General features: G+C 71.7%; 15 protein-coding genes and 2 tRNA genes. 8 read left to right on the top strand and 9 right to left on the bottom strand.

What is annotated here, in order from left to right; all coding sequences use genetic code 11:
- Positions 1-567: 567 nt before the first annotated feature.
- Positions 568-795: a hypothetical protein gene (locus ACLQ20_RS29540; RefSeq protein ID WP_121399376.1), complete on the top strand. Its 228-nt coding sequence runs from the start codon at positions 568-570 to the stop codon at positions 793-795.
- A gap of 3 nt (positions 796-798) precedes the next feature.
- On the opposite strand, the gene ACLQ20_RS29535 is transcribed toward ACLQ20_RS29540, so the two are convergent.
- The 6 genes from ACLQ20_RS29535 to ACLQ20_RS29510 form a co-directional block, all read right to left on the bottom strand.
- Entirely contained in the window at positions 799-1,596 is a 798-nt protein-coding gene (locus ACLQ20_RS29535; RefSeq protein ID WP_425858209.1) for a carbon-nitrogen hydrolase family protein, read from the bottom strand.
- A 148-nt stretch (positions 1,597-1,744) separates the two neighbouring features.
- Positions 1,745-3,040 (bottom strand): ATP-dependent Clp protease ATP-binding subunit ClpX, encoded by a 1,296-nt coding sequence (gene clpX, locus ACLQ20_RS29530; RefSeq protein ID WP_151455911.1) that lies wholly within the window; start codon positions 3,038-3,040, stop codon positions 1,745-1,747.
- A gap of 219 nt (positions 3,041-3,259) precedes the next feature.
- Entirely contained in the window at positions 3,260-3,922 is a 663-nt protein-coding gene (locus ACLQ20_RS29525; RefSeq protein ID WP_327029345.1) for an ATP-dependent Clp protease proteolytic subunit, read from the bottom strand.
- 10 nt (positions 3,923-3,932) lie between these two features.
- Positions 3,933-4,574, bottom strand: a complete 642-nt coding sequence (locus ACLQ20_RS29520) for an ATP-dependent Clp protease proteolytic subunit (protein ID WP_091628855.1) — start codon at positions 4,572-4,574, stop codon at positions 3,933-3,935.
- A 169-nt stretch (positions 4,575-4,743) separates the two neighbouring features.
- Positions 4,744-6,090, bottom strand: a complete 1,347-nt coding sequence (tig, locus tag ACLQ20_RS29515) for a trigger factor (RefSeq protein ID WP_327029346.1) — start codon at positions 6,088-6,090, stop codon at positions 4,744-4,746.
- Between the two features lie 136 nt (positions 6,091-6,226).
- A tRNA-Pro gene (locus tag ACLQ20_RS29510) sits at positions 6,227-6,300 on the bottom strand.
- 179 nt (positions 6,301-6,479) lie between these two features.
- On the opposite strand from ACLQ20_RS29510, the gene ACLQ20_RS29505 reads away from it, so the two are divergent.
- Positions 6,480-6,553 (top strand) — tRNA-Gly (locus ACLQ20_RS29505).
- Between the two features lie 205 nt (positions 6,554-6,758).
- On the opposite strand, the gene ACLQ20_RS29500 is transcribed toward ACLQ20_RS29505, so the two are convergent.
- Together ACLQ20_RS29500 and ACLQ20_RS29495 are read right to left on the bottom strand one after the other, a co-directional pair.
- The gene (locus ACLQ20_RS29500) at positions 6,759-7,781 is read right to left on the bottom strand and encodes a S66 peptidase family protein (protein ID WP_327029347.1); all 1,023 of its coding nucleotides are present in this window, start codon (positions 7,779-7,781) and stop codon (positions 6,759-6,761) included.
- A gap of 40 nt (positions 7,782-7,821) precedes the next feature.
- The gene (locus tag ACLQ20_RS29495; RefSeq protein WP_151455988.1) at positions 7,822-8,436 is read right to left on the bottom strand and encodes an AAA family ATPase; all 615 of its coding nucleotides are present in this window, start codon (positions 8,434-8,436) and stop codon (positions 7,822-7,824) included.
- 380 nt (positions 8,437-8,816) lie between these two features.
- On the opposite strand from ACLQ20_RS29495, the gene ACLQ20_RS29490 reads away from it, so the two are divergent.
- Together ACLQ20_RS29490 and ACLQ20_RS29485 are read left to right on the top strand one after the other, a co-directional pair.
- Positions 8,817-9,260: a hypothetical protein gene (locus ACLQ20_RS29490; RefSeq protein WP_151455989.1), complete on the top strand. Its 444-nt coding sequence runs from the start codon at positions 8,817-8,819 to the stop codon at positions 9,258-9,260.
- 498 nt (positions 9,261-9,758) lie between these two features.
- Entirely contained in the window at positions 9,759-10,178 is a 420-nt protein-coding gene (locus ACLQ20_RS29485) for an ASCH domain-containing protein (protein ID WP_225852340.1), read from the top strand.
- A 72-nt stretch (positions 10,179-10,250) separates the two neighbouring features.
- Here the strand turns inward: ACLQ20_RS29485 and ACLQ20_RS29480 are convergent, their stop codons facing one another.
- Positions 10,251-10,715 (bottom strand): carboxymuconolactone decarboxylase family protein, encoded by a 465-nt coding sequence (locus tag ACLQ20_RS29480; RefSeq protein ID WP_225852341.1) that lies wholly within the window; start codon positions 10,713-10,715, stop codon positions 10,251-10,253.
- Between the two features lie 147 nt (positions 10,716-10,862).
- Between ACLQ20_RS29480 and ACLQ20_RS29475 the strand changes: the two genes are divergently transcribed.
- From ACLQ20_RS29475 to ACLQ20_RS29460, 4 genes are all read left to right on the top strand, one after another.
- Positions 10,863-11,729, top strand: a complete 867-nt coding sequence (locus tag ACLQ20_RS29475) for a sigma-70 family RNA polymerase sigma factor (RefSeq protein WP_425858208.1) — start codon at positions 10,863-10,865, stop codon at positions 11,727-11,729.
- A 106-nt stretch (positions 11,730-11,835) separates the two neighbouring features.
- The gene (locus ACLQ20_RS29470; protein WP_425858207.1) at positions 11,836-15,027 is read left to right on the top strand and encodes an Hsp70 family protein; all 3,192 of its coding nucleotides are present in this window, start codon (positions 11,836-11,838) and stop codon (positions 15,025-15,027) included.
- A gap of 118 nt (positions 15,028-15,145) precedes the next feature.
- The gene (locus ACLQ20_RS29465) at positions 15,146-16,369 is read left to right on the top strand and encodes a S8 family peptidase (RefSeq protein ID WP_151457581.1); all 1,224 of its coding nucleotides are present in this window, start codon (positions 15,146-15,148) and stop codon (positions 16,367-16,369) included.
- Positions 16,370-16,596: 227 nt separating this feature from the next.
- A complete protein-coding gene (locus ACLQ20_RS29460; RefSeq protein WP_327029350.1) occupies positions 16,597-17,694 on the top strand; it encodes an FAD-binding oxidoreductase in 1,098 nt (365 codons plus the stop codon).
- Positions 17,695-17,803 lie beyond the last annotated feature (109 nt).

Genomic DNA, 17,803 nt, shown 5'->3' with positions numbered 1-17,803 from the left:
CCAGTCCGGGGTATAAATCATAATTGGCACTGGCTTATCAAGCACCCTGTTGAGTTCTCAAAGAACAACCACACACCACTCAGGTGTCCCACATCGTGGGAACCCGCTTGGGGCAACCTCTTTACCTTACTCGGCCCACTTCCCATCGTCAACCCCGTGTCCGAGGTGATCAAGGAAGTGTTCCGAATCCACGATGACGCTCGCCGTATCACGGCGGTCGTTGCTGTCGTGGGGAACCGCAGACCGGCCGATCGCCACTGCATGGCCATCCGCCCGGCTCCTGCCGGCTTCCGAACTCTAACCGGTCGGCCTCGCGATCGCAACCCCATCTTGGAGTGTCCTCGCACCGCCCGGATCCTCAGCCTCGCTCGGCGTCTCCGCCACGAGCCTGGTGCCGTTGTCGGCCGGTTTGTCCGGCCTTCCGCGTGCAGAGAGAAAGTTACGCCGCCCGCCCGGAGAAGGCAAATCGGCGTTCGTCACTGTCAGTCCGGAACGACCGCCGGCGGTCGCGCATTCGTGATGACCGCCGGGGTCCGAAGGCGGTCCCGGCGTGCCAGAGTGTCTGTCATGGCTGACCTCCCGCGCACCCGGGTGACCGTGCTCGCCGAGGACGCGCTGACGGGACTGCTGCTGCCGTTCTGGCAGCTGGTCATCGGCGCCTTCGTGGTCTTCGTCGTCCTGGTCTCGGTGGCTCGGCTGGCCCGCCGTGGTCGGTCCCGCATGACGACGGCACTCCTGGTCACGGCCGCCGCGATCGCCGGCTTCGCCGTGCTGGGCGTACTGCTTCAGGGGTGAGCGTCAGAGGCGGCGGTTCGCGAGGCTGGGCAGCTCGGCGCGGATCGTCCGCAGCCGGTCGAGATCGAGGTCGGCGACGGCGAGGCCCGGGCCGTCGGGCACCTGGGTGAGCACCGTCCCCCACGGGTCGACCACCATGCTGCGGCCGTAACAGCTCCGGCTCGGCTGGTGGTCGCCGGTCTGCCCCGCCGCGGCGACGAAGCACTGGTTCTCGATCGCCCGCGCGCGCAGCAGCACCTCCCAGTGATCCCTACCCGTGTGGAGGGTGAAGGCCGCCGGCACCACGAGCAACTGGGCGCCGCCCTCGATCACGAGCCGCCGGTACAGCTCCGGGAACCGGAGGTCGTAGCAGATCGACAGGCCCACGCGAAGGCCCTCGACGTCGACGACCACCGGCTGGTCGCCCGGGGCCACGGTGGCCGACTCCAGGTAGGAGACCCGGCCGGGGATCTCCACGTCGTACAGATGGATCTTGCGGTAGCTGGCGGCGAGCGTGCCGGAGCGGTCGAAGACCAGGGAGGTGTTCCAGGTGCGGGCCGGATCCGGCCCGCGCTCGTGGATCGACCCGGCGATCAGCCACATGCCCAGCCGCCGGGCGACGCCGGCGAAGAACTGGCCGACCTCGCCGTCGACTGGCTCCGGTTCGGGGAGACCCGCGGTGGGGCCGAGGTAGTCGACGCACTCCGGCAGGAGCGCCAGGTCCGCGCCGGCTGCCGCCGCGCGTTCCAGCAGGGCCTCCGCGGCCGCGAGGTTCGCCTCACGGTCCTCCCGCGAGTTCAGCTGACAGACGGCGACGCGCATGGGATCAGCGTACGACCGGAGGGGGCGCGGCGACAGCGTCGAAGAGGTGGCGGGGCTCCCGGGCCACGGGTGGATCGGGCCACCGGCGTCGGCCGGGCCGGACACGACACCGCGCCCGACCGGAGTGGTCGGGCGCGGCGGCGGTGGATCAGGCCGACTTCTCCTCGCGGTCCCGCCGGGCACGCCGGCCGGTGAACTCGCGGGGAACGATCGTCGGGTTGACGTTCTCGAGCACCACCTCGCGGGTGATCAGCACCCGGGCGGCGTCGGGGTTGCTCGGCACCTCGTACATCACGGAGAGCAGGACCTCTTCCATGATCGCGCGCAGGCCGCGGGCGCCCGTGCCGCGCAGCATCGCCTGGTCGGCGATCGCCTCCAGGGCCGGCGGCTCGAACTCCAGCTCGACGCCGTCGAGCTCGAAGAGGCGCTGGTACTGCCGGACCAGGGCGTTGCGCGGCTCGGTGAGGATGCGCACCAGGGCGATGCGGTCGAGGCTGCGCACGTTGGTGATCACCGGCAGCCGGCCGATGAACTCGGGGATCAGCCCGAACTTCAGCATGTCCTCCGGCATGACCTGGCTGAAGATGTCGTCGGTCGACCGCTCGGAGACCGACCGGAGCCGGGCGCCGAAGCCCGTGCCGCCGTGGCCGGTGCGGGCCTCGATGATCTGGTCGAGCCCGGCGAAGGCACCACCACAGATGAACAGCACGTTTGTGGTGTCGATCTGGATGAACTCCTGGTGGGGGTGCTTGCGCCCACCCTGCGGCGGCACGTTGGCCACCGTGCCTTCCAGCATCTTGAGCAGCGCCTGCTGGACGCCCTCGCCGGAGACGTCCCGCGTGATCGACGGGTTCTCCGACTTGCGGGCGATCTTGTCGACCTCGTCGATGTAGATGATGCCGGTCTCGGCGCGCTTGATGTCGTAGTCGGCGGCCTGGATCAGCTTGAGGAGAATGTTCTCCACGTCCTCGCCGACGTAGCCGGCCTCCGTCAGCGCGGTGGCGTCGGCGATGGCGAACGGCACGTTCAGCATCCGCGCCAGGGTCTGCGCCAGGTGGGTCTTGCCGCACCCTGTCGGGCCGAGCAGCAGGATGTTGGACTTGGCCAGCTCGACGGCGTCACTGCCGGAGCCCGGCGCGCCGGCCGCCTCAGCCTGGATCCGCTTGTAGTGGTTGTAGACCGCGACGGCGAGCGCCTTCTTGGCCTGGTCCTGCCCGACGACGTAGGTGTCGAGGAACTGGCAGATCTCCATCGGCTTGGGAAGCTCTTCCCACTTCACCTCGCCGGACTCGGCCAACTCCTCCTCGATGATCTCATTACAGAGATCGATGCACTCGTCGCAGATGTAGACCCCAGGGCCCGCGATGAGCTTCTTGACCTGCTTCTGCGACTTCCCGCAGAACGAGCATTTCAGTAGGTCGCCGCCGTCACCGATCCGTGCCACCTACGTTCTCCCTGCACTCGTCGGCCGGAGACCCGGCCCTTGCCTGCGGACGTGGAAGCGCCCGCCTCGTTTCACCCCGCTCGTTTCACCCCGCCGGCGGACCGGTGGAGCGGCACAGACCCGACGTTACCCGCTGGCGGAGGTTTCTCCGACCCCCAAATCGGGTGTGTCAGACGGTCGGCCGGGAGCGGACTCCCGGCCGACCGCGACCCGAGCTGTTCAGCTGGCGGCGTTGGCCGCCAGCAGGCCCTTCTTGCGGCTGGTGAGGATGGTGTCCACCAGCCCGTACTCCTTGGACTCCTCGGCCGTCATGATCTTGTCACGGTCGATGTCCTTGCGGACCTTCTCGATCGGCCGGTTGCAGTGCCGGGAGAGCATCTCCTCGAGCTGCGTCCGCATCCGCAGGATCTCCCGGGCCTGGATCTCGATGTCCGAGCCCTGCCCGTAGCCGCCCTCGGTGGCCGGCTGGTGGATGATGATCCGCGAGTTCGGCAGCGCCATCCGCTTGCCCGGGGTGCCGGCGGCCAGCAGCACGGCCGCCGCGCTGGCGGCCTGGCCGAGGCAGACCGTCGAGATGTCCGGCCGGACGTACTGCATGGTGTCGTAGATCGCCGTCATGGCGGTGAACGAACCGCCGGGCGAGTTGATGTACATGATGATGTCGCGGTCCGGGTCGGTGCCCTCGAGCGTCAGCAGCTGCGCCATCACGTCGTTGGCCGACGCGTCGTCGACCTGGACGCCGAGGAAGATGATCCGGTCCTCGAAGAGCTTGTTGTAGGGGTTGGACTCCTTGACCCCGTACGACGTGCGCTCGACGAACGACGGCAGGACGTAGCGGTTGTGCACGGCCGCGAACTGGGGCGGCAGGCTCAGGTCGGTCATCGTCAGCTCCTCAGCTCAGGGTCCCGGCGCCATCCGGAACCTGGGCGGCCCCGATGATCACCTTGTCGATGAAGCCGTAGTCCAGGGCCTCCTGGGCGGTGAACCAGCGGTCGCGGTCGGAGTCGGCCTCGATCTGCGCCTGGCTCTGGCCGGTGTGGTGCGCGACCCGCTCCTGGAACATCCGCTTGGTGTAGAGCATCTGCTCCGCCTGGATGGCGATGTCGGACGCGGTGCCGCCCAGACCGCCGGAGGGCTGGTGCATCATGATCCGCGCGTGCGGCAGGGCGTAGCGCTTGCCCTTGGTGCCGGCGCAGAGCAGCAGCTGACCCATGGACGCCGCCATGCCCATCGCCACGGTCGAGACGTCGTTGTCGATGAACTGCATGGTGTCGTAGATCGCCATGCCGGAGTAGACCGAACCGCCCGGCGAGTTGATCCAGAGGTTGATGTCGCGGTCCGGGTCCTCCGCGGCGAGCAGCAGGAGCTGCGCGCAGATGCGGTTGGCGACCTGGTCGGTCACCTCGCTGCCCAGGAAGATGATGCGTTCCTTGAGCAACCGGTTGTAGACCGAGTCGTCGAGGTTGCCAATGGTGTCGCCACCGCGGGCATCGATCGCCCGGAGCGGCTTCGCTTGGATGTGCATGTCGGTCATGGCAGCCCTTCGCTCTCCGTACCGTCCTACCCGACACTAACCGCTCAGCCGGATGGCAGAGCGCCGGTCCGGGCAGTGTTCGCTATCAGCGCAGTACCGCCGAGGCGTACCCGAAAAGGGAATCGGCCGCCGTCCACCGCAGGCGGCGGACGGCGGCCTCCCCGCACTGTCAGTGCTCGTGGTTGTGCTCGGCCTCGTTCTCGGCGCGCAGCGCGTCGAGGGTGACCTCGTTGCCCGCCGAGTCCTTGATCTTGATGCGCTCCATGACCGAGGCCAGGGCCTTGCCCCGCCGCACGTCACCGAAGACGGCACCGGCCGCGCCCGAGCGGACCAGCTGGTCGTAGTACTGCTGCGGAGCCATCCCGGCGCGCTGGGCCCGGTGCACGATCTCGTGGCCGAACTCGTCGTCGGAGACCTGCACGTCCTCGGCGTCGGCCAGGGTGTCCAGCAGCAGCTGGACCTTGACGCCCTCGGTCGCCGCCTCGGTCAGCTCGGCGTCGATCTGCTCCTCGGTCTTCTCCTCGGCCGCGAGGTATTCCTCCAGGGAGGCGCCGATCCGCTCGAGCTGGTCGACCATCGCCTGCTTGCGGCTCTCGACCTCCTCGCGGACGATGCCCTCCGGCGCCGGCACCTCGGCGGCGGCCACCATCTGCTCCAGCGCCTTGTCGCGGGCGGCGTAGATCTGCTCGACCCGCTTGCCCCGGGTGACCCGCTCCCGCAGGTCGCCGCGCAGCTCCTCGATGCTGTCGAACTCGCTCGCCATCTGGGCGAACTCGTCGTTGAGCTCCGGCAGCTCCTTCTCCTTGACCGTGCGGACGGTCACCGCCACCTCGGCGTCGCGGCCGGCGAAGTCGCCGCCGACGAGCTGGGTGGTGAAGCTGGTGTCCTCGCCGGCGGCCAGGCCGACGACGGCCTCGTCCAGGCCCGGGAGGAGCTGCTTGCTGCCGACCTCGTGGGAGATGTTGCTGGCGGAGCCGCCCGGCACGTCCTCGCCGTCGACGGTCGCGTTCAGGTCGATCTGGACGTAGTCGCCCTCCTGGGCGGCCCGCTCGACGGTCTTCAGGGTGGCGAACCGCTCGCGCAGGTTCTTCACCTGCTCGTCGATCTCGCTGTCGTCGATCTGGAGCTCGTCGACGGTCACCTCGATGGTGGCCGGGTCCGGCAGGGTGATCTCCGGGCGGACGTCGACCTCGGCGGTGAAGTTCAGCGAGTCACCGTCGTTGAACTCGGTGATCTCGACCTCGGGGCGGCCGAGCGTCTTCAGGTCGTGCTCGCGGACGGCGGCGAGGATGTTCTGCGGGATGGCCTCCTGCACCGCCTCGTTGAGGACGGTGCCCCGGCCGACCCGCTGGTCGATCACGGCCGCAGGAATCTTGCCCTTGCGGAAGCCGGGCACCTGGACCTGCTGCCCGATCTCCCGGTACGCCTTCCTGAGGCTCGGCTCGAGCTCGACGAACGGCACCTCGATGGCGAGCCGCACGCGCGTCGGGCTCAGAGTCTCGACGGTGCTCTTCACAGGCGTACTCCTTGACGGATCTCGGTTTTAGTCTGGGCGTGATTAGCCCATCGAGTGTAGGCGAGCCGGCCGGACGCACCGGCAGCGGCCGGGGACCGCACAGAGGGCGACCCCGGCGACCGGCCGCGGACGACAGTCGGGGTGGCGGGATTTGAACCCACGGCCCCTCGCTCCCAAAGCGAGTGCGCTACCAAGCTGCGCCACACCCCGTGGCGACGAGCAGTCTATGCCGTCGCGACCCGCCGGAAGTCCCGGGGCGTCCCTCAACGCGCCGAAGGGGGACCAACCGGACATCCGACGCTCCGACACCACCCGCCGGGGATACGGCCGCGCGGAGCACGCGGGTCATTCGGTACGCTGTCGGCGCGCCCTGCGATGGCGGGGCGCACGCGGGCGTAGCTCAATGGCAGAGCTTCAGTCTTCCAAACTGACGGTGCGAGTTCGATTCTCGTCGCCCGCTCCAGCAGTACCGGCCCAGGTCAGCGGCGTTCTCGCCGAGCCTGGGCCGCTCTCGTCTCAGCTCTCTCTGATCTTACGTGCCATTGGCGGGCCAGTAGCGTCGGCCGTGCCGTCCGAGGCGGGTCCTTGTGCCGGTGGCCGACAGTCTGGTTCCCCGGCCGTCCGTTACCTTCGCCGACTCGTCGATGCCCCTGACCGATCCGTGTTGCTCAGCCGACCGGTCCCGTTGTCGCATGCGGCCGTACCGCCGGTTCGAGCAGTGACAACGTCCGCTGCTGGGCATCGAGGCCGACGTGGATGCCGACCGGCATCGGCAGATTCGGGCCGGCGTGTCCGAACTCGACGTTACCCAGGACCGGGATGTCACGTTCACCGAGGACGTCGAGGACTATCTCGGGCAGGGTCGGGGACGCGTCGGGCGCCCCGAGCCCGTCGATCGCGTACGGGACGCCCACGACCATGCCGGAGATCCGATCGAGGATGCCGCAGTGCCGCAGCACCTGCAGGTAGCTCCACACGTACGACGCGTGGCCGCCCATTTCCTCCCAAAACAGCACCGCACCGTCGAACCACTCGAGCGGCAGCGCGTAAGGCGTCGCCTGCGCCAGCACAATACGATTGATCACCCCGCCGATCAGCCGGCCTTCGGCACGACCGGCACGCCAGCACTCCCATGACGGGGTGGCAGGCAGCGCACCGATGGCCTCGGTACTGGTCAGCAACGTCGAGTAGAGCCTTTCAAGTTGCGCTCGGCGCGCTGCGGGCGCAACCTGCCACGCCCCGCCAAGTCCAGGCGTGGCCAAGTCGGCATGAAACCCGACGAGTCCCGTGCGTGCGTAGAGCACCAGATGCAGCAGCGAGATGTCGCTGTAGCCGAGGATCGGCTTGGGGTCGGCAGCGATCGCCGCAACGTCGATCAGGTCGAGGTAGCCGAGCGCTGTCTGGCCACCGTCGTGCGCGATGATGGCGCGCACCTCAGGATCACGCAGAAGAGCATTGAATTCCCTGGCGATCTCCGCTGGCGTAGCCGCGCTCCACCAATGGTGGCGTCCTGCTTCGAGTAGCGGAGCCCGACGCACGCGAAATCCCATCCGCTCGAGCACGACCATCGCCTGCTCGAGGTCGGGCTCGTAAGCGGCATGGAGCGGCCCGGACAGCGATGCGATGACGACGAGATCTCCGGGCCTCAGGGCACGAGGCCGAAGCAGCTGAGGCAGTGCGGATCCGGTCACCGGCGCAGTGTCCCAACACGCGCAAAGACACGCTACGCACTTACCGCCTGGACCGGAACGTACGGTCAGGCGTTGACCGAAGCAGGGTGAGGACCGCTTCCTCGATGGGTTCGATGACCGGATCCCCATGGCCTGAGGTGTCCACTTCGACGACGGCGTCGACTCCGTCCGGCGGCTCGAAGATCGACCGCTTCATGTCGCCTCGCTGGAACTGGGATTCGAGCTGTTGGTCGACAGCCGCGCCGCTGACCGCTCTGGCACGGAGGCGATCGCGGATCACTGCCTCATCGGCCACGACGTGCACAGCGAGCACTCGTGCGCCACACGTGATCAGCGCATCGAGCAGCCTGTGCGACAACACCGAGGACTCCACGACGAAACTCACCCGTGCGGTCGCGAACAGCCGGGCCGCGTCGGCCATCACGGCCTCGGCGCGGAGGCTGAAGGGACCACCGGCGATGTGGAAATCGGAATCGAGCTGGACACCGCCACCGTGCGTGACGGAAGCGGAGGACAACCCGAGACCGGCCTTCAACTCGTCCCGGGTCAGCAGCGGTAGCCCGAGGCGGCGCGCCGACGCGATGGCGACCGTGGTCTTTCCGGCTCCGGGAGATCCGCATACGGCAACCACCACCGGCCTCTCCCTTCCGAGCATCCGCCGATGGTGGCAAACCTCCAGCCGGCTGTCGACGGGCCCCACAGCTATCCCGGAGTCGTTCGCCGGGCGGGGTCGTCGACCGCGATGCCGGTCCCGCCCGCGCCTGGAGGTGACCCAGGGTCGCCGCCGAACCGGAGGGTGGTCGTCAGCGGGTCGCGGTCGGTGACCGATTACGGGCGGAGCCTCGTACCCGAACTTGAACGGCCTGCTGGCCCGCACGGCACGGCAGAAAGCGACATGGTACCGAAACACCGTCAGGCCGAGGCGGTAGTGAGCAAATTAGGTCGATCCGCCGATCACTCGCCTATCGTGGCCATTGATCACACCAGGGAATGGCCGAGGCGGAGCAATGACCGCCCTGTCGGAAGAGGTGGGAAATGGCGAAGAAGGTTGCCGTCAAAGTCAACGAGGATGCGATCGTCTGGAAGGAGTTCACCAGCGCCAGGGGGAAGAAGTACGAGGTGGGCTACCTCGGCGAATCCGGCGCGGACCAGGGCGGGTCGGGTGCACCCATGGGGAAGACCGACTTCGGCATCAGCTGCAACTGGCCTGTTGGCGGAAACGACTGGATAACCACCGAGAGCAGTTTCAAGACCACGACGGCCATCTCGAGGTACAAGCTGCATTCCAATGCTGACATGTCGGGTGACAATGTCGGCGGCTATGCCTACCGGCTGGATTTCTCCAACGAAGAGCATTACGACTACGAATTCTTCGACCAGGAAGGTGACAGCTACCGGTGCAACACCTTCAGCAATACTGACCATTTTGTTCGGTACAACTCCGACAAGCCCACGATTGCGTACATCAAAGGTAGTTAGCGTCGAGAGCCGCCGATCGGCAGGTGCACGGGCAGCGCCGGGAGGCGCTGGAAGCACCCGCCCGCGGCCCGCCGGGTGTGCTGGCCAAGCTGCTCCTGTGCGTTGTCGGCGGAGTTCATCGACGCGGTCGGGGGCCTGTCGACCTTCGACAACCCGGTCACCTTGCCGCCTACGCCGGCCTGGCGCCGGTAGAGCCCTCGGCGAACGCGCCGTCTCCACCCTCAAGACCACGCTGACCGGCAACAGCCGGTAGCCCCGGCCCGACCGATCACGACCCCGGTGGACTCGAAGTAGCGGGTGTGCGCGGTGCAGAAGAGCAGAGCCAGCCGGGCTTCTGGGCAATCACGACAGTGGCGCGGCGAGGAACGTCGCGACGACCGGCGCTCGGCTGGTGAACATGGGTCCATTAGACCGGAGCCGGGGCCAGGCATCGGTGGATGCCGACGTCGTCGACGAAACCCGACCGCCCCGGGCAGTGCTGGCGCGTACCCTTCGGACGTGGAACTTGATGATCTTTCCCCTGCGGAGTTCGCGTTCCCCGGGCCGCTGCGGGACCAGTTGGTGGCCGCGATCCTGTCCGGTGCGAAGACGTCGACGTCCAGCCTCGTGCTCGGCTACGAGCGGACGGACGAGCCGATGCCCGAGGTGGGTGAGCGCTCGGCGGTGGTCGACTCGGCGGGCCGGCGGGTCGCGGTGATCGAGGTGACCGAGGTACGCGTGGTCCGGCTCGGCGACGTCGACCTGCCGCACGCCCTCGACGAGGGCGAGGGCTACGAGTCGGTGGCGCAGTGGCGGGCTGGGCACGAGACGTTCTGGCACAGCGCGGAGGTGCGCGCGGAGCTGGGTGACCCGGGCTTCACCGTCGACGACGACACCCCGGTGCTGCTCGAGCGCTTCCGGCTGGTGCACACCGTCTGAGCGCCTCTTGGCGTACGCGGCGCGACCCGGGCGTGCGGCGGCGCGCGCCGTACGCCCGGGTCGGTCGCCCGCTCAGCCCCAGTTCTGCGGGGCGGGCTGGCGGGTGGTGGCGTTCAACCGGTTGAAGAAGTTGGTGGTCGCGAGCCAGAGCACCAGCGCGGCCAGTTCCTTCTCCTCGAAGTGCCGGGCGGCCTCGTCCCACACCTCGTCGGGCACGGGGTCGGCCCGGTCGGCCAGCCGGGTCGCGGACTCGGCGAGCGCGAGTGCGGCCCGCTCGGCGTCGGTGAAGTACGGCGTCTCCCGCCAGGCGGCCAGCGCGAACAGCCGCTCCTCGGTCTCCCCCGCCTTCCGGGCGTTGCGGGCGCCGGAATCGAGGCAGGCGCTGCACCCGTTGATCTGGCTGGCCCGCAGGTGGACCAGCTCCAGGGTGCTCCCCGGGACCCCGGCCGAGTGGGCCGCCTTGTAGAGCAGATTGATCGCCTTCACCGCGTCGGGAAGCAGGGTCGCGGGGTTCCGCATACGGGCCTGTACGGACATCGTGTGCCGTCCTTCCTGTTACGCTGCCGACGCCCCCGCCGCAGCGCTTTCCTCGTTCGTCACCCTGCTGTCGACAGCCGGAGGGGCGACGTGACAGATGTGACCCGGGCCACACGAAGGCCGGAGGCCGACCGGGATGGCGATGCCGTGAGCGACACCGACCTGCTCGCCGAGCGCTTCGAGGAGCAGCGCCACCGGCTGCGCTCCGTGGCCCAGCGGATGCTCGGCTCCCGGGCCGAGGCCGACGACGCGGTCCAGGACACCTGGCTGCGGCTCAGCCGCGCCGACGTCGATGGCATCGAGAACCTGCCGGGCTGGCTCACCACCACCGTCGGGCGGGTCTGCCTCGACCGGCTGGGCTCCAGCGCCGCGCGGCACGAGCGGCCCGCCGACGTGGCCGCCGACGAGTCGACCACGCCCGGAGACGGCGAGCCCGACCCCGAGCGGGAGGCGATGCTCACGGAGTCGGTCGGGCGCGCGCTGGACGTGGTGCTCCGGACCCTCGGCCCCACCGAACGGCTCGTGTTCGTGCTGCACGACATGTTCGCGGTCTCCTTCGACGAGCTCGCGCCCGTGGTCGACCGCAGCCCGGCCGCCGTCCGGCAGATCGCCAGCCGGGCCCGCCGGCGCGTGCAGGGCGGGTCGCCGGCGCCGGAGGCCGACCGGGCCCGGCAGCGTGGGACCGTCGAGGCGTTCCTCGCCGCGTCCCGCGAGGGGCGCTTCGACGACCTGCTCACCCTGCTCGACCCGCACGTCGTCCTGCGCTCCGACGCGGCGGCCGTGCGGATGGGCGGGGCCGGCGAGGCGCGCGGCTCGGCCACGGTCGCCAGCTTCTTCTCCGGCAAGGCGCAGGGGGCGGTGCCTGCGTTCGTGGACGGCGCACCGGGGGCGGTGGTGCTCGTCGACGGCCGTACCCGCCTGGTGCTCAGCTTCGTGGTCACCGACCGGATCCTCGGCATCGAGGTGGTCGCCGACCCCGAGCAGATCGCCGGCCTGGACCTGGTCGTCGGGTGACGGTGCGCGCCGCCTGAGTCGCACGTCAGGGCGCGATCGGCGCTGGTGCGGCTGCTGCGTACGATTCGGGGCCGGGCATCCCCTCGTCCCGCGGAGGTAACGGCAGATGGCAGGCCAGCACGAGGGGTACGCCCTCGGCGTCGACCTCGGCACGTCCCACACCGTCGCCGTGCTGCGCCGGCCCGACGGGCACACCCGAGCACTGCTCGTGGACGGGCAGCCGATCATCCCCTCCGGCGTGTACGCCGACGCGGACGGGCTGCTGCACGCCGGCCGGGACGCCCAGCGGCTGGCCCGCACCGATCCGGGCCGGTACGAGCCCAACCCGAAGCGGCGCATCGACGAGCCCGCCGTCGTGTTGGGTGACCGCCGGTATCCGCCGGCCGAACTGCTGGCCGCGACGCTGCACGCGGTGGCCCGGGCGGCCGTCGAGGCGGTCGGGTTCCTGCCCCCGGCGGTGCTGACGTGCCCGGCGACCTGGGACGCCGCCCGCCGCCAGGTGCTGGCCGACGCCCTGGCGACAGCGGGTTGGCCGTCGGCGGCCGAGCACACGCTCTCCGGTCCCACGCCGCCGGGCACCCGTCTGCTGCGGGAACCGGTGGCCGCCGCCCGCTACTACACGCAGGTGCTGCGCCGCCCGGTGCCGGTGGGCGGAACGATCGCGGTCTTCGACTTCGGCGCCGGGACGCTGGACGTCGCGGTGCTGCGCAACGAGGGCGCGGACCCGTGGGGCGACTCCGGGTTCACGGTCGTCACCGCGGGCGGCGCGGACGACCTCGGTGGCCTGGACGTGGACACCGCCCTGCTGGGTCGCCTCGGCGAACTGGTCGCCGAGGCGCACCCCGACCGGTGGGAGCGGCTCACCCGCCCGGAGTCCGCGACCCAGTGGCGGGAGCGCCACGAGCTCTGGGAGAACGTCCGGGGCGCGAAGGAGATGTTGTCGCGGGTGCCGGCGGCGCCGGTGGCCGTACCGGGGGTGGAGGCGGCGGTCACGCTCACCCGGGCCGACCTGGAGCGGGTGGCCGGGCCGCTGCTGGGCCGGGCGGTGGCGGTGACCCGGGACGTGATCGGCGCGGCCGGCCTCGACCCGCAGCAGCTCTCCGGCCTGTTCCTGGTCGGTGGCGCCACCCGGATGCCGATGGTGGCCCGGCTGCTGCACGCCGAACTGGGCATCGCCCCGACCGTGCTGGAGCAGCCGGAGCTGCCGGTGGCCGAGGGGGCGCTGACCGACCTGCCCCTGCCCCGGCGCGCCCGGGCCGCCGACGCCTTCGCCGCACCCGCGCAACCCCCCGCTGCGGCGCAACCGGCCGGCGCACCACAGCCCGATCCCGCCGCGCCGGCACCGCAGGCCTCCGCACCGGCACCGCCCGCCGTGCCGGCGCAGCCCGCATCCGCCGGCAGCACGCCGCACGCGCCCGCCGCGTCGGGGGACGGCGTCGGCGGCCAGGACGGCAGTGCGCCGACCGTGCCCGCCGGCCCGGCCCCCACGCCGACCGCCGTCGCCGGACCGGAGGGCGTCACGCCGGCCCTGCCCGCCGGGCTGACGCCGACCATGGTCGCCGGGCCGCCGACCGCCCCGACCGTGCCCGCCGCACCGTCACCGGCCGACCCGTTCGCACCACCGGGCGCGGGCCCGGCACCGTTCGCACCGCCGGGAGCGGGCCAGTCACCGTTCGCACCGCCGTGGGCGCCGGCCGCTGGCTCGTCGGGCGCACCGGCCGAAGGCTCGGCACCGTACGCACCGCCGGGGACTCCGGCCGCAGTCCCGGCCTCGGGCGCACCGGCGGGCGGCGCGGCACCCTACGCGCCGCCGGGCGTACCCCAGGGTGGTCCCGCGGGGGTATGGCCGGGCGTACCCGTCTCCGGCACGCCGGTGTCGGCGTCGCCCGGCGGCGGCCGGAGTGGGCCGGCGCTCCCCCGACGCCGGGCGCTGTGGGTCTCGCTCGCCGCCGTGCTCGCGCTCGCCGGCGTGGCGACGGCGGCGGTGCTGTACCTGACCCGCGACCGCTACCCCGCCCTGGAGTTCCGGACCGTCGACCAGCTGACCCGGGTGCCCGCCGGCACGGAACGACCGGCGGACATGTTCACCGCGGTCCTCGGGCAGCGGGCCTATCTCGGGTATCCGCTCGGCGACGGGCGGCTGGAGGTGGTGGCGGTCGACGCCGGCACCGGCGCGGTGAAGTGGCGCAAGCAGACCGCGGCGTCCTCCGAGCGGTGGAAGCGGATCGTCGCCCTGCCCGGCGCGGTCGCGGTCTTCGCCGACGCCATCGGCGACGACACCCCCCGGGACCTCGTGCTGCTCGCCGGCGACTCCGGCGACCAGCGGTGGCGCCGGTCGATCCTGGGCAACGACGACGTGATCTTCGGCGACGGCGTCGCGGTGCAGGTGGACCGCGCCGGGAAGCGGCTCGTCGGGCTGCGCCTCGGCGACGGCGGGGAGGTCTGGTCGCAGCCCACCCCGCGCGACGAGTACGACAACACCCGCACCAGCGTCCACCCGGTCACCACCGACAAGGCCCTGGGCGGCCCGGCCTTCCTCGACGGCTCCCCGCGCGATCCCTGGCGCGGCGAGGTCAACCGGATCGTGCAGGTGGGCGCGGACCGGTCCGTCCGACTGGTCGACATGGGCAGCGGCCAGGTGGTCCGCACCCGCGCCGGGGTGGCCGACCACGACGACCTGGTGGTGGCGCACGAGGACCGCCTCTACGTGGCCCGCGACGACGCCGGTTACCAGCTGCTCGCGTACGACCTGACGAGCGACGCCCAGCCGAAGGTGCTGTACACGGCCGAGGACGACAAGCGCCGGCCGGAGGCCCTGGTGCCCTGCGGCGAGCGGCGGGCGTGCCTGCTGGAGGTGACCGGCGGCGACGACGAGACCACCGAGGTCGTGGCGGCCACCGAGGAGAAGGTGAGCCGGTGGAAGGCGCCCCGGGCGACCCGGCTCGTGCCGCTCGGCGAGCACCTGCTCGCCCGGCGGACCTCCCCGGAGTCGGCCGGCACGCTGTTCGGCCCCGACGGTCGCGCCGTGCTCTCCGACCGTCGCGGGGTGGCGGTCCGGCTCGACGCGGGCAACCTGCTGCTCCTCGCCGACCCGCCCAGCTCGGTCGAGGACGACCGCAGCGTCGCCGGGCTGTCGGTGGGCTCGGGTGAGGTGGCCGAGCTGGGCCAGCTGGCGGACGTACGCAGCGACACGTGCTCGTGGAACACCAGCGTGATCGCCTGCGGTGCCGGCAGGCAGAGCGGGGACGCCGGGGCGGAGTCCCCGTACGGATTCGTGCTCTACCGGTTCGCCGGGTAGCCGACACCCCGACAGGCATTCAGATGGATCTATATAGCCGATAGCCTCCTCTCAACGGCCAGGCTGCTCCGCGTCCGGTCACGAGCCGGCGCGGGGCCGACAGGAGGAGGACCGGCAGATGACACTTCCCCGTACCCGGCGATGGCGGGCCCGCGCGGTGGGCGTACTCGCCGCCGCCGCGGTCGTCGCCGCGATGGGCACCCCCGCGGCGGCCACCCCGGCCACCGGCGAGATCCTGCACGCCGACGCCCCGAACGCGGTGACCGACGGATACGTCGTCGTGCTCAGGGACGACGCCATCGGACGCGCCGACGACCGGCGGGCCACCGTCACGGACGCCGCCGGGCGGCTGGCCGACCGCTACGGGGCCACCGTCGACCGCGTCTACGGGCACGCGCTCAACGGATTCGTGGCGCACCTGCCGGAGCGGGCCGCCCGGCGGCTCGCCGCCGACCCGGCCGTGGCGTACGTGGAGCGGGACCGGGTGGTGACCCTCGTCGGGCCGGGCGTACAGCTCAACCCGCCGTCGTGGGGCCTGGACCGCATCGACCAGCGCAACCTCCCGCTCGACGGCCGGTACGCCTACCCGAACACCGCGCACAACGTGCACGCGTACGTCATCGACACCGGCATCCGGAGTACGCACGGCGACTTCGGCGTCCGGGCCGGCGGCGGCGTCGACCTCGTCGACGGCGGCCCGGCGGACGACTGCAACGGCCACGGCACCCACCTCGCCGGCACCATCGGCGGCACCCTGCACGGGGTGGCGAAGGAGATCCGGCTGCGGCCGGTACGGGTGCTCAACTGCGCCGGCAGCGGCACCTTCTCCCAGGTGATCGCCGGGGTGGACTGGGTCACCGCGAACGCCGTGCGGCCGGCGGTGGCGCTCCTGGCACTCGGCGGCGGCGCCAGCACGGCGCTGGACGCCGCGGTGAACCGGTCGATCTCGTCCGGGGTGACCTACTCCGTCACGGCGGGCAGCTCGAACGCCAACGCCTGCAACTTCTCGCCGGCGCGGGTCGCGGCGGCGCTCACCGTGGCGGGCACCACCAGCACCGACGCCCGGATGCCGAGCGGCAACCACGGCAGCTGCATCGACCTGTTCGCCCCCGGCGCCAACATCACCTCCACCTGGCACACCGGCGACGCGGCGGTGACCACCATCAGCGGCAGCTCGATGGCCGCCGCGCACGTCACCGGCTGCGCCGCGCTCGCCCTCTCGGCCAATCCGACCTGGAGCCCGGCGCAGGTGGCCGCGTACCTGGTCGGCAGGGCGACGACGGGAGTGGTGACGGGCGTGGTCAGCGGCACGCCGAACCGTCTGCTCTACTGCGGCCCCTGACCCGCGCGGCCCGTCGCACCGGCGGGCCGCACGGCTCACCCGCGGCCGCGGCCGTGAACTCCGGCTGCGGCCGCGGCTGGGGCCAGGGCTGCGGCTGCGGCTGCGGCTGCGGCTGCGGCTGCGGCTGCGGCTGCGGCTGCGGCTGCGGCTGCGGCTGCGGCTGCGGCGGGAAGATCGATGTTCGGCGGGCCTTGTCCGCGCAGGGCTCGCCGACTACCGTTCAATCGATGATCGACTATCTGGTCATCGGCGGCGGAATCGCGGGCGCCAGCGCCGGACACCACCTCGCCGCGTACGGGACCGTGGTGCTGCTGGAGATGGAGCAGGTCCCCGGCCAGCACTCCACCGGCCGCTCGGCCGCCGTGTTCTCCGAGTACTACGGCGGGCCGGCGGTGCGCGCGCTGACCCGGGCCAGCCGGGGCTTCCTCACCGCGCCGCCGCCGGGGTTCGCCGAGCACCCGCTGCTCACCCCGCGCGGCACGCTCAGCCTCTGCCCACCGGGCAGCGAGGACGCCTTCGAGGCGGCGCTGCGCGACGGGGCCGAGGTGGACCCGCCGGCCCGCGAAATCGACGTCGCCGACCTGCCCCGGCACTGCCCCGTCGTACGGCCGCAGTGGTGCCGGCGGGCGATGGTGAAACCGGCCGTGCGGGACCTCGACGTCGCCGCGCTGCACCAGGGCTACCTGCGCGGCATCCGGGCGGCCGGCGGCCGGGTCGTGTGCGGCGCGCGGGTACGCCGGCTGCGGCGCGGCGGCGACGGTTGGCAGGTGGACACGGACGCCGGCGAGTTCACCGCCCGGGTCGTCGTCAACGCGGCAGGCGCCTGGGCCGACGAGGTCGCGACGGCGGCCGGCGTACGACCGGTGGGGTTGACGCCCCTGCGGCGCACCGCCTTCCTGGTGGACGCGCCGGCCGGTGTCCCGGCGGGGGACTGGCCGATGGTCAACGACGTCGACGGCACCTTCTACTTCAAGCCGGAGTCGGGGCGCCTGCTGGTCTCCCCGTGCGACACCACTCCCGTGCCGCCGGGCGACGCCCGCCCCGACGACCTCGACGTGGCGATCGGCGCCGACCGGGTGCAGGCGGCGACCACACTGGACATCCGTCGCGTCCACCAGCCCTGGGCCGGGCTGCGGACCTCCGTCCCGGACGACGTGCCCGTGATCGGCCCGGCGCCCGACGCGCCGGATTTCCTCTGGATGGCCGGGCTCGGCGGCTACGGCGTCCAGACCTCGCCGGCGGCGGGCGCCCTGCTAGCCGCGCTGGCGGTCGACGCCCTGCCCCCGGTCGACCCCACCCCGCTGTCCCCGTCCCGCCTCCCCTGACCCGACCCGGCCACCCGGCCACCCGGCCACCCGGCCACCCGGCCACCCGGGTCGATCATGAGGTTGGCGGGCGCCGAGGAGATCGGCTTCGCCGCCAACCCCATGATCA

The sequence above is a fragment of the Micromonospora sp. DT46 genome (assembly GCF_049841735.1).
GTDB lineage: Bacteria > Actinomycetota > Actinomycetes > Mycobacteriales > Micromonosporaceae > Micromonospora > Micromonospora reichwaldensis.
Note: the sequence above shows the minus strand (reverse complement) of the source record. Positions and strands in the feature narration are given on the sequence as shown.